13 protein-coding genes and 1 pseudogene are annotated in these 14,300 nt (G+C 71.8%); 13 read left to right on the top strand and 1 reads right to left on the bottom strand.

The window, feature by feature from the left end:
* From EYA84_RS33455 to nusB, 8 genes and pseudogenes are all read left to right on the top strand, one after another.
* Positions 1 to 195 (top strand): annotated as a pseudogene (locus EYA84_RS33455) (glycosyl transferase family 28); the annotation flags it as partial.
* The gene (locus tag EYA84_RS13575; RefSeq protein WP_131053406.1) at positions 192 to 1,112 is read left to right on the top strand and encodes a glycosyltransferase family 2 protein; all 921 of its coding nucleotides are present in this window, start codon (positions 192 to 194) and stop codon (positions 1,110 to 1,112) included. The pseudogene EYA84_RS33455 and the gene EYA84_RS13575, both read left to right, overlap by 4 nt.
* A 96-nt stretch (positions 1,113 to 1,208) precedes the next feature.
* Positions 1,209 to 2,387, top strand: coding sequence for a chorismate synthase (aroC, locus tag EYA84_RS13570; RefSeq protein ID WP_131053405.1), 1,179 nt, complete (start codon positions 1,209 to 1,211; stop codon positions 2,385 to 2,387).
* Positions 2,384 to 2,905 carry a shikimate kinase gene (locus EYA84_RS13565; RefSeq protein WP_131053404.1) on the top strand — a complete coding sequence of 174 codons (522 nt, stop codon included), beginning with the start codon at positions 2,384 to 2,386 and terminating at the stop codon, positions 2,903 to 2,905. Before aroC ends, EYA84_RS13565 begins: the two co-directional genes overlap by 4 nt.
* Positions 2,906 to 2,914: 9 nt before the next feature.
* Positions 2,915 to 3,991: a 3-dehydroquinate synthase gene (gene aroB, locus EYA84_RS13560; protein WP_131053403.1), complete on the top strand. Its 1,077-nt coding sequence runs from the start codon at positions 2,915 to 2,917 to the stop codon at positions 3,989 to 3,991.
* Positions 3,988 to 4,428 carry a type II 3-dehydroquinate dehydratase gene (aroQ, locus tag EYA84_RS13555; protein WP_131053402.1) on the top strand — a complete coding sequence of 147 codons (441 nt, stop codon included), beginning with the start codon at positions 3,988 to 3,990 and terminating at the stop codon, positions 4,426 to 4,428. The genes aroB and aroQ overlap by 4 nt, the downstream gene beginning before the upstream one ends.
* A gap of 490 nt (positions 4,429 to 4,918) precedes the next feature.
* The gene (gene efp, locus EYA84_RS13550; RefSeq protein ID WP_131053401.1) at positions 4,919 to 5,479 is read left to right on the top strand and encodes an elongation factor P; all 561 of its coding nucleotides are present in this window, start codon (positions 4,919 to 4,921) and stop codon (positions 5,477 to 5,479) included.
* Between the two features lie 23 nt (positions 5,480 to 5,502).
* Positions 5,503 to 5,913: a transcription antitermination factor NusB gene (nusB, locus tag EYA84_RS13545; RefSeq protein ID WP_176093304.1), complete on the top strand. Its 411-nt coding sequence runs from the start codon at positions 5,503 to 5,505 to the stop codon at positions 5,911 to 5,913.
* A 116-nt stretch (positions 5,914 to 6,029) separates the two neighbouring features.
* On the opposite strand, the gene EYA84_RS13540 is transcribed toward nusB, so the two are convergent.
* A complete protein-coding gene (locus EYA84_RS13540) occupies positions 6,030 to 6,518 on the bottom strand; it encodes a transcriptional regulator (RefSeq protein WP_117229180.1) in 489 nt (162 codons plus the stop codon).
* Positions 6,519 to 6,832: 314 nt separating this feature from the next.
* On the opposite strand from EYA84_RS13540, the gene pyrR reads away from it, so the two are divergent.
* Genes pyrR through carB form a run of 5 tightly spaced genes read left to right on the top strand, consistent with a single transcriptional unit; the run spans position 6,833 to position 14,195 of the window.
* Complete coding sequence (gene pyrR, locus EYA84_RS13535) at positions 6,833 to 7,420, top strand: bifunctional pyr operon transcriptional regulator/uracil phosphoribosyltransferase PyrR (RefSeq protein WP_131053399.1); 588 nt, start codon at positions 6,833 to 6,835, stop codon at positions 7,418 to 7,420.
* Positions 7,417 to 8,343 carry an aspartate carbamoyltransferase catalytic subunit gene (locus tag EYA84_RS13530; RefSeq protein ID WP_131053398.1) on the top strand — a complete coding sequence of 309 codons (927 nt, stop codon included), beginning with the start codon at positions 7,417 to 7,419 and terminating at the stop codon, positions 8,341 to 8,343. The genes pyrR and EYA84_RS13530 overlap by 4 nt, the downstream gene beginning before the upstream one ends.
* Positions 8,340 to 9,671, top strand: a complete 1,332-nt coding sequence (locus EYA84_RS13525) for a dihydroorotase (RefSeq protein WP_131053397.1) — start codon at positions 8,340 to 8,342, stop codon at positions 9,669 to 9,671. The genes EYA84_RS13530 and EYA84_RS13525 overlap by 4 nt, the downstream gene beginning before the upstream one ends.
* On the top strand, positions 9,668 to 10,831 hold the full coding sequence (gene carA / locus EYA84_RS13520) for a glutamine-hydrolyzing carbamoyl-phosphate synthase small subunit (protein WP_131053396.1): 1,164 nt from the start codon (positions 9,668 to 9,670) through the stop codon (positions 10,829 to 10,831). Before EYA84_RS13525 ends, carA begins: the two co-directional genes overlap by 4 nt.
* Positions 10,824 to 14,195: a carbamoyl-phosphate synthase large subunit gene (gene carB, locus EYA84_RS13515; protein ID WP_131053395.1), complete on the top strand. Its 3,372-nt coding sequence runs from the start codon at positions 10,824 to 10,826 to the stop codon at positions 14,193 to 14,195. The genes carA and carB overlap by 8 nt, the downstream gene beginning before the upstream one ends.
* Positions 14,196 to 14,300: the final 105 nt, after the last annotated feature.

The raw sequence follows: 14,300 nt of genomic DNA, 5'->3' as shown, positions 1-14,300 counted from the left end.
ACCGGGACCGGTCGGGCCGACCGGTCCCGGTTCGCCGTGACGGTCGACGCCGAGGCGGTCGAGGGGCAGCGGGCCGCGGTCCGCCGGGTGGGGACCATCGTCGAGGAATTGGTGGCCGAGGCCGCGCAGCGGCGTCACCGGCCGTGGTGGCGGCCGTGGCGTGGGCCCGGTCCGAACGGAAGGCGGAACCGATGACCTCCTACCCGAGCGTGAGCGCCGTGGTGCCCACCCGGGATCGCCCCGAGCTGCTGCGGGCCGCGGTCCGCGCGATCGTGGCGCAGGACTATCCCGGCCCGGTCGAGGTGGTCGTGGTCTACGACCAGTCCGAGCCGGACCCGTCGCTGGTCAATCTCTCCGGCCCGGACCGGACGGTCCGCGTGGTGACCAACACCCGCACGCCGGGGCTGGCCGGGGCCCGCAACTCGGGCACGCTGGCGGCCACCGGTGAGCTGATCGCCTTCTGCGACGACGACGACGAGTGGCTGCCCGGGAAACTGCTGGCACAGGTCGACGCGCTGAACGCGGTGCCCGGCGCCGAGTTCGTCAGCTGCGGCATCCGGGTCACCTACGACGGGCACACCGTCGAGCGGGTGCTGGACCGCGACTCGATCAGCCTGGCCGACCTGCTGCGGGACCGGATGACCGAGCTGCACCCGTCGACCTTCGTGATCCGCGCGGCCGCGTTGCGCGACGGGTTCGGGCTGGTCGACGAGGAGATCCCGGGCAGCTACGCGGAGGACTACGAGTTCCTGCTCCGGGCCGCCCGTAGCGCCCCGCTGGTGAACCTGCGCGCCCCGTACGTGACGGTGCGCTGGCACAAGCGGTCGTACTTCGCCCAGCGCTGGGACACCATCTCCGAGGCGTTGCAGTGGTTGCTGGAGCGGTATCCGGAGTTCGCCACCCAGCCGGCGGGGGAGGCCCGGGTCGCCGGGCAGATCGCCTTCGCCCGAGCCGCCTCGGGGGACCGTCGCGGAGCGGTGCGCTGGGCCCGGCGCACCATCCGCCGCAACCCGCGCGAACCCCGGGCGTACCTGGCCCTGGCCGTGGCCGGACGGGTGGTCCGCGCCGACGCCGTGCTGCGCACGCTGCACAAGCGCGGCCGGGGCATCTGACCGATCGGGTCTCGGCGTGCCGTTCGCCGCGTCCGCAGGGCGGGACGCGGCGGGCGGTGCGCGTCGGCGGGCACCGGGCGTGACAGACTGGCCGCTGTGTTGCGCTGGTTGACCGCAGGGGAATCACACGGGCCCGCTCTCGTCGCGATGCTGGAGGGGGTGCCGGCCGGGATCGAGGTGACCTCCACCGAGATCGCCGGGGAGTTGGCGCGTCGCCGGCTCGGCTACGGCCGAGGTGCGCGAATGGCCTTCGAGCAGGACGAGATCGAGATCATCGGCGGCCTGCGTCACGGCGTGACGCTCGGTAGTCCGGTCGCGATGCGGGTCGGCAACTCCGAGTGGCCCAAGTGGCGCACCGTGATGGCCGCCGACCCGGTCGATCCGGAGGAGCTGGCCCGGCAGGCCCGCAACGCCCCGCTGACCCGGCCCCGGCCCGGTCACGCCGACCTGGCCGGCATGCAGAAGTACGGCCACACCGACGCCCGGCCGATCCTGGAGCGGGCCAGCGCGCGGGAGACCGCCGCCCGGGTGGCCGTCGGCACGGTGGCGAAGGCGCTGCTCCGTCAGGCCCTCGACGTCGAGATCGTCTCGCACGTGGTCGAGTTGGGTCCGGTCGCCGTCAAGCCGGGGCTGCGTCCCCGGCCCGAGGACGCCGAGCGCATCGACGCCGACCCGCTGCGCTGCCTCGACCCGGAGGCGAGTGCCCGGATGGTCGCCGAGGTCGACGCCGCGAAGAAGGCCGCCGACACCCTCGGCGGCGTGGTCGAGGTGCTGGCGTACGGCGTACCGCCGGGCCTGGGCAGCCACGTGCAGTGGGACCGCAAGCTCGACGCCCGACTGGCCACCGCGCTGATGTCGATCCAGGCGATCAAGGGTGTGGAGATCGGCGACGGCTGGCAGCAGGCCCGGTCCCGGGGCTCCGAGGCCCACGACGAGATCATGCCCACCGCCACCGGCGTCCGGAGGGTCACCGACCGGGCCGGCGGGCTGGAGGGCGGCATCACCACCGGTGAACCGCTGCGGGTGAAGGCCGCGATGAAGCCGATCTCCTCGCTGAACCGCGCCCTGGCCACGGTGGACGTGACCACCGGCGAACCGGCCACCGCGATCAACCAGCGCTCCGACGTCTGCGCGGTGCCCGCCGCCGCCGTCGTCGCCGAGGCGATGGTGGCGCTGGTGCTGGCCGAGGCGGCGGTGGAGAAGTTCGGTGGCGACTCGATCGCCGAGATGCGGCGTAACCTGACCGGCTACCTCGACGCGCTGGTGATCCGGTGACCGCTCCGACCCGCCCGGTCTGCGTCCTGGTCGGCGCACCCGGCTCGGGCAAGACCACCGTCGGGCAGGGGCTGGCGGAAGCGCTCGGGGTCGAGTTCCGCGACACCGACGCCGACATCGAACGGCTCGCCGGCAAGCCGATCCCGGAGATCTTCCTCGACGAGGGGGAGGCGCACTTCCGCGCCCTGGAACGCGCCGCGGTGGCGGCGGCACTGGCCTCCTGCTCCGGCGTGCTCGCCCTGGGCGGTGGCGCGGTGCTCGCCGAGGAGAACCGGGCCGCGCTGGTCGGGCACCGGGTCGTGCACCTCTCCGTCGAGTTGCCCGACGCGGTCAAGCGGGTCGGTCTCGGTGCCGGACGGCCGCTGCTGGCGATCAACCCCCGGGCCACCCTGAAACACCTGATGGACCAGCGCCGGCCGCTCTACACCGAGGTGGCCACCCACACGGTCGTGACCGACGGCCGGACGCCGGAGGAGATCGTCGCCGAGATCGCGCAGCTGCTGCGCACGGAGGGTTAGGTTCCCGCGATGGACGAGGTGACCCGGATCCCGGTCGGCGGCGAACGGCCGTACGACGTCCTCGTCGGGCGGGACCTGCTCGACACGCTGCCGGGGCTGCTGCCCGACGCGACCCGGGTGGCGGTGCTGCACACCGCGGCGCTCAAGGAGTCGGCCGACGCGATCGGCACCCGGCTGGCCGCGTCCGGTGTGACGCCGCTCGCCATCGAGGTGCCGGACGCCGAGGCCGGCAAGCACGTCGACGTGGCGGCACACTGCTGGGACCGGCTCGGTGAGGCCGGCTTCACCCGTACCGACGCGGTCGTCGGGTTGGGTGGCGGCGCCGTCACCGACCTGGCCGGCTTCGTGGCGGCCTGCTGGCTGCGCGGGGTCCGCTGGGTGCCGGTGGCCACCTCGCTGCTCGGCATGGTCGACGCGGCGGTCGGCGGCAAGACCGGCATCAACACCGCCGCCGGCAAGAACCTGGTGGGTGCCTTCCACCCGCCGGTCGGGGTGCTGGCCGACCTGGCCACGCTGGACAGCCTGCCCCCGGTCGAGTTGGCCGCCGGAATGGCCGAGGTGGTCAAGTGCGGCTTCATCGCCGATCCGGCCATCCTCGACCTGGTCGAGCAGGCACCGGCGGCGGCCACCGACCCGACCGGCCCGGTCGTCCGGGAACTCATCGAACGCGCGATCCGCGTGAAGGCCGATGTGGTCGCCGGAGACCTGCGCGAGTCGGGCGTACGCGAGGTGCTCAACTACGGGCACACCCTCGCCCACGCGATCGAGAAGGCCGAAGGGTACCGCTGGCGGCACGGTCACGCGGTCGCGGTCGGCCTGGTGTACGCCGCCGAACTGGCCCGGCTGGCCGGCCGGCTGGACGAGTCCACCGCCCGCCGGCACCGCGACGTGGTGACCGCACTCGGCCTGCCCACCGAGTACCCGGCCGACGCCTGGCCCGGGCTGCTGGCCACGATGCGGGTCGACAAGAAGACCCGGGGCAGCCGGCTGCGGTTCGTGGTGCTCGACGGGCTGGCCCGCCCGGCCATCCTCGAAGGCCCCGACGACGACCTGCTCCGTGAGGCATACCGGGCGGTATCCCCGTGAAGGTCTACGTGCTCAACGGGCCGAATCTGGGGCGGCTGGGCACGCGTCAGGTCGACGTCTACGGCGTGACCAGCTACGCCGACCTGGTCGAGCTCTGCGAGTCGACCGGACGCGAACTCGGACTGAGCGTCACCGTCCGGCAGACCGACGCCGAGCACGAACTGCTCGGCTGGCTGCACGACGCGGCGGACGAGGGCGCTGCCGTGGTGCTCAACCCGGCCGCGTGGTCGCACTACTCGATCGCGGTCCGGGACGCCTGCGCCCTGTTGCGCGCCCCGCTGGTCGAGGTGCACATCTCCAACATCCACGCTCGGGAGGAGTTCCGGCACCACTCGGTGGTCTCGGCGGTGGCCACGGGAGTCATCTGCGGGCTCGGCGTGGACGGCTACCGCCTGGCCCTGCACCACCTGGCCACCCACCTCGACCAGGACGGCTGACCCGGCCCGCTGCGCAGACCCGGCCCGCTGCGCAGACCCGGCGCGTGGCCGAGATTGATACCCGCTCCGGCGCTGAGGCGTGACGGTAGCCGGGAGTGACGGTCGCGCTGAGTGATTGCCCGGAGCGGCGGTCGTGGTGGTCCCGCTGGCCTTTGCTCTGCTTCAACCCACGCAATAGCTGCTGAACAGGGGCGATATGGGGCGTGGTCTCCGCTGTCCGGGTTCGATCAACGCGGACGGTGACCGTTGCGTGGGTTGAAGCAGAGCAAAGGCGGCGTGGGGGTGATCCGGGGCAACGGCGACGCTACCGGCCGTGACGATCGAATGGGTGCGGTGGTCCTCCGGGCCCTGCCCGATCGCCCCGACTGGCGGGACCGGGTGGCCGCCGGATCGGGGGTCGCGGGGTGAGCGGGACGGCGGCGGGCAGCGGGTCGGGCGGCGGCGAGTAGACTTGTCAGGTCTGTCCGCCAGCTGATGATCAAGGCAGGAAATGGCCACCACCAACGACCTGAAGAACGGCCTGGTACTCAACCTCGACGGGGAGCTCTGGGCCGTCGTCGAGTTCCAGCACGTCAAGCCCGGTAAGGGTGGTGCGTTCGTGCGTACCACGCTGAAGAACGTGCTCTCCGGCAAGGTCGTCGACAAGACCTTCAACGCGGGCACCAAGGTCGAGACCGCGACCGTGGACAAGCGCACCATGCAGTACCTCTACGCCGACGGCGAGGACTTCGTCTTCATGGACATGGAGACGTTCGACCAGATCACGGTGCCCGGCGGGACGGTCGGCGAGGCCGCCAACTATCTGCTGCCCGAGGCCGAGGCGATCGTGGCCACGCACGAGGGCGTCCCGCTGTACATCGAGCTGTCGACCTCGGTCGTGCTCGAGGTCACCTACACCGAGCCCGGCCTGCAGGGTGACCGTTCGACCGGCGGCAACAAGCCGGCGACCGTGGAGACCGGCGCGACCGTGAACGTGCCGCTCTTCATCACCACCGGCGAGAAGATCAAGGTCGACACCCGCGACGGTCGTTACCTCGGCCGCGCCTCCTGATGGCCGAGGGTCCCAAACAGCAGATGCCGGCGCGCCGCAAGGCGCGCAAGCGGGCGCTGGACGTGCTCTTCGAGGCCGACCTGCGTGATCGTCCACCGGTGGAGGTGCTCGCCGGTTACATCGAGCGGCTCGACAAGCCGCATCCCGAACACCTCGGGTACGCGGTCGGCCTGGTCGAGGGCGTGGCCGGGAACCTGGACCGGATCGACGAGCTGATCGCCAGTTACGCCGAGGGCTGGACGCTGGACCGGATGCCGACGGTCGACCGGAACCTGGCCCGGATCGCGGTCTACGAGCTGCTCTACATCGACGAGATCGACGACGCGGTGGCGATCAGTGAGGCGGTGGAGTTGGCCCGACAGATGTCGACGGACGACTCGCCACGCTTCCTCAACGGTCTGCTCGGCCGGATCGCCGAGTACGCGACCCGCTGAACTCTCCCGCCGACAGGCCGGACGCACCAGGGCCGGCGCGACAACCGGTCCCGCGACAGCCGGACCTACGACAAAGGGGCCCATGCCGGATGGCAGGGCCCCTTTGTCGTCAGGGGTCAGGAGGCGAAGAACGCCCGCGGGTCGGCGACGAGCACACCGTGCTCGGTCAGGCGCTCGATCAGGCCGGACGGGGAGGCGTCGTAGACGATGGCGAGGGCGCGCAGGTCGTCGGCGCGGATCGACAGCACCCGACCGTTGTAGTCGCCCCGCTGCTGCTGGATGGCGCGGGCGTACCGGGCGACGTAGGCGAGCTCCTCGCTGGCCTCGTCGTAGAGCCGCTCCAGGTCCAGCACGATCTTGCTGGTGGGCTCGTGCCGCACTCCGCTGCCGTCGGGCAGCAACTCCGATACGGGAACGCGGTAGAACTCGGCCAACTCGGCCAGACGGGACACGGTGACGGCACGGTCGCCGCGCTCGTACGAGCCGACCACCACCGCCTTCCAGCGCCCGTTCGACTTCTCCTCCACGCCCTGCAGGGACAGGCCCTGCTGCTGGCGGATGGAGCGCAGGCGGGCGCCCAGAGACTTGGCGTATTCAGAGGGCATTCGGACACTCCCAGTGCTGCTCGGGGTTCTCCCAGCGATCGCTACGGAGCGTGACGGTACGGGGATTCGTACACCCGGTCAAGTGGTCGAGAGCCGCCGGTTGGAGGCTCCGGGTGAGTTGTCCCGTTCTGCCCGCTGAACCGATACGCGTACGGTCACGCCGTGCGTGGCCGGGACCACTCGCTCCCGAGGGTGGTCGCGGCGACGACCACTGGTAACGTGGCCGAAGCCCCTCCGCCGGCCGATCTTGACCGGTCCGGAGTACCCGACGTCCTTTAACGACCCGTCCCGTGAGGCGGGGAAGGAGGTCCGCCGTGGCCTACCCATCGGCTGCCCATTCGTCGCCGCCGCGACAACCCTCGGTGAAGGTGATCCTGACCAGCGCCGACGTGCAACGCGTCGTCGACCGGATCGCACACCAGATCCTCGAGAAGACCCAGGGCGCCGGCGACACCGTGTTGTTGGGCATCCCGACCCGTGGCGCCCCGCTCGCCCGGCGCCTCGCCGCGCGGATCAGCGCCTTCGAGGACGTCTCCGTTCCGGTCGGCGTGCTGGACATCACGCTCTACCGCGACGACCTGCGCCGCAACGCCACCCGGGCGGTCGGTCCGACCCAGCTCCCGGCCGGCGGCATCGACGGCATGCGGGTGGTCCTCGTCGACGACGTGCTCTTCTCCGGCCGCACGGTCCGCGCTGCGCTGGACGCGCTCGGCGATCTCGGACGGCCCTCCTCGGTGCAACTCGCCGTGTTGGTCGACCGGGGCCACCGGCAGTTGCCGATCCGCGCCGACTACGTGGGCAAGAACATCCCGACGGCCCTCGCCGAGAGCGTCAAGGTCACGCTCGCCGAGACTGACGGTGCCGACGAGGTCCGTCTCTACGGGGAGGTAGCCCTCTCGTGATCAGGCACCTGCTCTCCGGCGCCGACCTGGACGCCGAGACCGCGACCCAGATCCTGGACACCGCCGGGGAGATGTCCGCGGTGGCCGGGCGTGAGGTGAAGAAGCTGCCCGCGCTGCGCGGCCGGACGGTGGTGAACCTGTTCTACGAGGACTCCACCCGTACCCGGATCTCCTTCGAGGCGGCGGCGAAGCGGCTCAGCGCCGACGTGATCAACTTTTCCGCGAAGGGTTCCAGCGTCGCCAAGGGCGAGAGCCTGAAGGACACCGCGTTGACCCTCCAGGCGATGGGCGCCGACGCGGTGGTGGTCCGCCATCCTGCCTCCGGTGCCCCGCACCGCCTCGCCGACTGGGTCGACGGCTCGGTGGTCAACGCCGGTGACGGCACCCACGAGCACCCGACGCAGGCGCTGCTCGACGCGTACACGATGCGCTCCCGGCTGGGCCGCCTGGCCGGCCTGTCGGTCGCGGTGGTGGGCGACGTGCTGCACTCCCGGGTGGCCCGCTCGAACGTGCTGCTGCTGTCCACGCTCGGCGCGAAGGTGACCCTGGTCGGGCCGCCGACGCTCATCCCGCGCGACATCGTCGCCGCCCTCGCTCCCGGCACCGACGTCTGCTACGACCTGGACGCGGTGCTGCCGTCGTCGGACGTGGTGATGATGCTGCGGGTGCAGCGGGAGCGGATGGGCGACTCCTACTTCCCGTCCGCCCGCGAGTACGCCCGCCGCTACGGCCTGGACGGCCCGCGGATGCGCCGGCTTCCGGAGCACGCGATCGTCATGCACCCCGGTCCGATGAACCGGGGCATGGAGATCACGCCGGAGGTCGCCGACTCGCCCCGCTCCACCATCGTCGAACAGGTCGCCAACGGGGTCTCCGTGCGGATGGCCGTCCTCTATCTGCTGCTCGGGGGGAACAACCGGTGAACTCGTACCTGATCAGGAACGTCAGCGTGCTCGGTGCCGCACCGACCGACCTGCTGATCCGCGACGGCGTGGTCGCCGAGGCCGGCGCGGGGCTCTCCGCGCCGGACGCGACCGTGGTCGAGGCCGCCGGGCTGGTCGCCCTGCCGGGCCTGGTCGACCTGCACACACACCTGCGCGAGCCGGGCCGGGAGGACGCCGAGACGGTCGAGACGGGGTCGCGGTCGGCGGCGCTGGGCGGGTACACGGCGGTCTGCGCGATGGCGAACACCTCGCCGGTGGCGGACACCGCCGGGGTGGTCGAGCAGGTGTGGCGGCTCGGTCGGGAGGCCGGGCTGGTCGACGTGCAGCCGATCGGCGCGGTCACCGTCGGGCTGGCCGGTGAGCGCCTCGCCGAGCTGGGCGCGATGGCCGACTCCGCCGCCCGGGTGCGGATCTTCTCCGACGACGGGCACTGCGTCGCCGACCCCCGGCTGATGCGCCGCGCGCTGGAGTATGTCAAGGCGTTCGACGGCATCATCGCCCAGCACGCCGAGGAGCCCCGGCTCACCGAGGGCGCGCAGATGCACGAGGGCGAGGTCTCCACCCGGCTGGGCCTGACCGGCTGGCCGGCGGTGGCCGAGGAGGCCATCATCGCCCGGGACGTGCTGCTGGCCGAGCACGTCGGCAGCCGACTGCACGTCTGCCACGTCTCCACCGCCGGCAGCGTCGAGGTGCTGCGCCAGGCGAAGGCCCGGGGGGTACGGGTCACCGCCGAGGTGACCCCGCACCACCTGCTGCTCACCGACACTCTGGTCGGTGGGGGAAGCGAGCTGGCCAGCCCGGAGGTCGCGGACGGATGGAGCCCGGCCGGGTCGTACGACCCGGTCTTCAAGGTGAACCCGCCGCTGCGGACCGCCACCGACATCGCCGCCCTGCGGGCCGCCCTGGTCGACGGGGTGATCGACATCGTGGCCACCGACCACGCCCCGCACGCGGTGGAGGACAAGGAGTGCGAGTGGGCGTACGCCCGGCCCGGGATGCTCGGGCTGGAGACGGCGCTGTCGATCGCGCTCGACGTGCTCGGCCCGGAGTGGGACCTGATCGCCGAGCGGATGTCGCGCACGCCGGCGCGGATCGCCGGTCTGACCGAGCACGGGCACGACCCGGCGCCGGGCATACCGGCCAACCTGACCCTGGTCGACCCGGAGGTCCGCCGGGTGATCGAGCCGGCCGAGATGGCCAGTCGTAGCCGCAACACCCCGTACGCCCGGATGACGCTGCCGGGTCGCATCGTGGCGACCTTCCTGCGTGGCGAGGCGACGGTCCTGGACGGAAAGGCAATCAAGTGAGTCGTAGGCGTCCCGCGATTCTCGTCCTGGAGGACGGTCGCACGTTCCACGGCGAGTCGTACGGCAGCGTCGGGGAGACCTTCGGCGAGGCGGTGTTCAACACCGGCATGACCGGTTACCAGGAGACGCTGACCGACCCGTCGTACCACCGTCAGGTCGTCGTGCAGACCGCCCCGCACATCGGCAACACCGGGGTCAACGGCGAGGACGACGAGTCACGACGCATCTGGGTGGCCGGGTACGTGGTGCGTGACCCGGCCCGGGCCAGCTCGAACTGGCGGGCCACCGGTGGCCTGGAGGACCGGCTCGGCACCGAGGGCATCGTCGGCATCAGCGGGGTGGACACCCGGGCGTTGACCCGGCACCTGCGCGAGCGCGGCGCGATGCGGGTCGGTATCTCCAGCGTCGAGGACGACCCGCGGGCGCTGCTGGCCCGGGTACGCGAGTCGCCGCAGATGCTCGGCGCGGACCTCTCCGCCGAGGTGACCACGGCGGAGCCGTACGTGGTGCGGGCCGAGGGCGAGCACCGGTTCACGGTGGCCGCGCTCGACCTGGGGATCAAGCGCAACGTGCCGCGTCGGCTCGCCGCCCGTGGGGTGACCACGCACGTCATGCCGGCGCACTCGTCCATCGAGGACCTGCTGGCGACCGGGGCGGACGCGGTCTTCTTCTCGCCCGGTCCGGGCGACCCGGCCACCGCCGACGGGCCGGTCGGGTTGGCCCGGGAGGTGCTGCGGCGGCGGATGCCGCTGTTCGGCATCTGCTTCGGCAGCCAGATCCTGGGGCGGGCGCTCGGCTTCGGCACCTACAAGCTCGGTTACGGCCACCGGGGCATCAACCAGCCGGTCATCGACCGGGTCACCGGCAAGGTGGAGGTGACCAGCCACAACCACGGCTTCGCGGTGGAGGTGCCCGGCGTGACGCCGGGTGCGGTGGTGCCGGACCAGGTGATCGAGACCGAGTTCGGCGGCGTGCAGGTGAGCCATCTCTGCCTCAACGACAACGTGGTCGAGGGGCTGCGGGCCCGGGACGTGCCCGCCTTCACCGTCCAGTACCACCCGGAAGCGGCAGCCGGTCCGCACGACGCGGACTATCTCTTCGACCGGTTCGCCGAGTTGATCGAGGGCCGGACCCACAGCGAGGGGCGTACGAATGCCTAAGCGGACCGATCTCAAGCACATCCTGGTGATCGGCTCCGGGCCGATCATCATCGGGCAGGCCTGCGAGTTCGACTACTCCGGCACCCAGGCCTGCCGGGTGCTGCGCAGCGAGGGGATCCGGGTCAGCCTGGTCAACTCGAACCCGGCGACCATCATGACCGACCCGGAGTTCGCCGACGCCACCTACGTCGAGCCGATCACTCCGGAGTTCGTGGAGCTGGTCATCGCCAAGGAGCGGCCGGACGCCGTGCTGCCCACGCTGGGCGGGCAGACCGCGCTGAACACCGCCGTGGCGCTGCACGAGGCCGGTGTGCTCGACAAGTACGGCGTCGAGCTGATCGGCGCGGACGTCGAGGCGATCCGTCGCGGTGAGGACCGGCAGCTGTTCAAGGACATCGTGGCCAAGGCCGGCGTACGCATCGGGATCGAGGACCCGGCCGGGCTGGTGCCGCGGTCGCGGGTCTGCCACTCGATGGACGAGGTCCGCGAGACGGCCGGTGAGTTGGGTCTGCCGGTGGTGATCCGGCCGTCGTTCACCATGGGCGGCCTCGGTTCGGGCATGGCGCACACCGACGCCGACCTGGAGCGCATCGCCGGTGCCGGGCTGGACGCCAGCCCGGTGCACGAGGTGCTGATCGAGGAGAGCGTGCTCGGCTGGAAGGAGTACGAGCTCGAACTGATGCGGGACCGCCACGACAACGTGGTGGTGGTCTGCTCGATCGAGAACGTCGACCCGATGGGCGTGCACACCGGCGACAGCGTGACCGTGGCGCCGGCCATGACGTTGACCGACCGGGAGTACCAGGACCTGCGTGACCTGGGCATCGCGGTGCTGCGTGAGGTCGGCGTGGACACCGGCGGCTGCAACATCCAGTTCGCCATCAACCCGGCCGACGGCCGGATCGTGGTCATCGAGATGAATCCCCGGGTGTCGCGTTCCTCGGCGCTGGCCTCGAAGGCGACCGGGTTCCCGATCGCGAAGATCGCCGCGAAGCTGGCCATCGGCTACACCCTGGACGAGATCCCCAACGACATCACCCTCAAGACGCCGGCGGCCTTCGAGCCGTCGCTCGACTACGTGGTGGTGAAGATCCCCCGGTTCGCGTTCGAAAAGTTCCCCGGCGCGGACCCGGAGCTGACCACCACGATGAAGTCCGTCGGCGAGGCGATGAGCCTCGGGCGCAACTTCACCGAGGCGCTGAACAAGGCGATGCGTTCGCTGGAGACCAAGGCGACGGGTTTCTGGACCCTGCCCGACCCGGCGGACGCGACGAAGGAGAACACCCTCGCGGCGTTGGGCGTACCGCACGACGGCCGGCTCTACACGGTGGAGCGGGCGCTGCGGTTGGGCGCCTCGATCGCCGAGGTCAGCGCCGCCTCCGGCGGGATCGACCCGTGGTTCCTGGACCAGATCGCCGGGTTGGTCGAGCTGCGTGCCGAGATCGTGGCCGCGCCGGTGCTCGACGCCGGACTGCTGCGCCGGGCCAAGCGGGCCGGGCTCTCCGACCGGCAGCTGGCCGTGCTGCGTCCGGAGCTGGCCGCCGAGGACGGGGTACGCACGCTGCGGCACCGGCTGGACGTCCGGCCGGTCTACAAGACGGTGGACACCTGCGCCGCCGAGTTCGAGGCGAGCACTCCTTACCACTACTCCTCGTACGACTCCGAGACCGAGGTGGTCGGCTCGGCGCGGCCGAAGGTGCTGATCCTCGGTTCCGGGCCGAACCGCATCGGGCAGGGCATCGAGTTCGACTACTCCTGCGTGCACGCGGTCCAGGCGTTGCGGGAGGCGCCGGCCGGTCCGGCCGGCGCCGGCGGGTTCGAGACCGTCATGATCAACTGCAACCCGGAGACGGTCTCCACCGACTACGACACCGCCGACCGGCTCTACTTCGAGCCGCTCACGTTCGAGGACGTGCTGGAGGTCTGGCACGCCGAGGACACCTCCGGCCGGGAGGCCGGCGGGCCGGGCGTGATCGGGGTGATCGTGCAGCTCGGCGGGCAGACGCCGCTCGGGCTGGCGCAGCGGCTCAAGGACGCCGGGGTGCCGGTGGTGGGCACCTCCCCGGAGTCGATCCACCTGGCCGAGGAACGTGGCGCGTTCGGGGCGTTGCTGGCCCGGGCCGGGCTGCGGGCGCCGGCACACGGCACCGCCACCTCGTACGAGGAGGCGAAGGGGATCGCCGACGAGATCGGCTACCCGGTGCTGGTCCGCCCCTCGTACGTGCTCGGCGGGCGGGGCATGGAGATCGTCTACGACGACGTGACGCTGCGCGACTACATCGGGCGGGCCACCGACATCTCGCCGGACCATCCGGTGCTGGTGGACCGGTTCCTGGACGACGCCATCGAGATCGACGTGGACGCGCTCTGCGACGCCGACGGTGAGGTGTACCTCGGCGGGATCATGGAGCACATCGAGGAGGCCGGCATCCACTCCGGCGACTCCTCGTGCGCGCTGCCGCCGATCACCCTGGCCAGTTCCCACGTGGCCCAGGTGCGCGGGTACACCGAGGCGATCGCCCGGGGCATCGGCGTACGCGGCCTGCTCAACGTGCAGTACGCGCTCAAGGACGACGCGCTGTACGTGCTGGAGGCCAACCCGCGTGCCTCGCGGACGGTGCCGTTCGTCTCCAAGGCCACGGCGGTGCCGCTGGCCAAGGCGGCGGCCCGGATCGCGCTCGGCGCCACCGTCGCGGAGCTGCGCGCCGAGGGGATGCTTCCGGCGACCGGGGACGGTGGCTCGCTGCCGCCGGACGCCCCGATCGCGGTGAAGGAGGCGGTGCTGCCGTTCAAGCGGTTCCGCACGCCGGCCGGCAAGGGGGTGGACTCGCTGCTCGGTCCGGAGATGAAGTCGACCGGCGAGGTGATGGGCATCGACACCGCCTTCGGGCACGCCTTCGCCAAGTCCCAGTCGGCCGCGTACGGCTCGCTGCCCACCCAGGGCAAGATCTTCGTGTCGGTGGCGAACCGCGACAAGCGCGGCATGATCTTCCCGGTGAAGCGCCTGGCCGACCTGGGCTTCGAGATCGTGGCGACCAGCGGCACCGCCGAGGTGCTGCGCCGCCACGGCATCGCCTGCGAGCTGGCGGCCAAGCACTACGAGGCCGGTGCCGACGACGACGCCGTCTCGCTGATCCGCTCCGGTCGGGTGGCGCTGGTGATCAACACTCCGCAGGGTTCCGGCGCGAGTGCCCGCTCCGACGGGTACGAGATCCGCAGCGCGGCGGTGACCGCGGACATCCCGTGCGTCACCACGGTGCCCGGTGCCGCCGCTGCGGTGATGGGCATCGAGGCCCTGATCCGGGGCGACATGCAGGTACGCCCGTTGCAGGACCTGCACGCCACGCTGCGGGCCAGCCGGTGATCTTCGAGCGGACGCTGCGGCGCGGGCTGTTCCGCATCGGTGGTGGTGACGCCGAGGCGGCGCACGAGTGGACGCTGCGCCGGCTGGCCGCCCTCTCCGGGCGGC

Source organism: Verrucosispora sp. SN26_14.1 (assembly GCF_004307965.1).
In the GTDB taxonomy this organism is placed as follows: Bacteria; Actinomycetota; Actinomycetes; order Mycobacteriales; family Micromonosporaceae; genus Micromonospora.
Note: the sequence above shows the minus strand (reverse complement) of the source record. Positions and strands in the feature narration are given on the sequence as shown.

Coding starts and splice junctions, on each gene's coding strand:
- EYA84_RS13575 (WP_131053406.1), top strand. CDS start 192: ATGACCTCCTACCCGAGCGTGAGCGCCGTGGTGCCCACCCGGGATCGC.
- aroB (WP_131053403.1), top strand. CDS start 2,915: ATGGACGAGGTGACCCGGATCCCGGTCGGCGGCGAACGGCCGTACGAC.
- efp (WP_131053401.1), top strand. CDS start 4,919: ATGGCCACCACCAACGACCTGAAGAACGGCCTGGTACTCAACCTCGAC.
- nusB (WP_176093304.1), top strand. CDS start 5,503: ATGCCGGCGCGCCGCAAGGCGCGCAAGCGGGCGCTGGACGTGCTCTTC.
- EYA84_RS13540 (WP_117229180.1), bottom strand. CDS start 6,518: ATGCCCTCTGAATACGCCAAGTCTCTGGGCGCCCGCCTGCGCTCCATC.
- carB (WP_131053395.1), top strand. CDS start 10,824: ATGCCTAAGCGGACCGATCTCAAGCACATCCTGGTGATCGGCTCCGGG.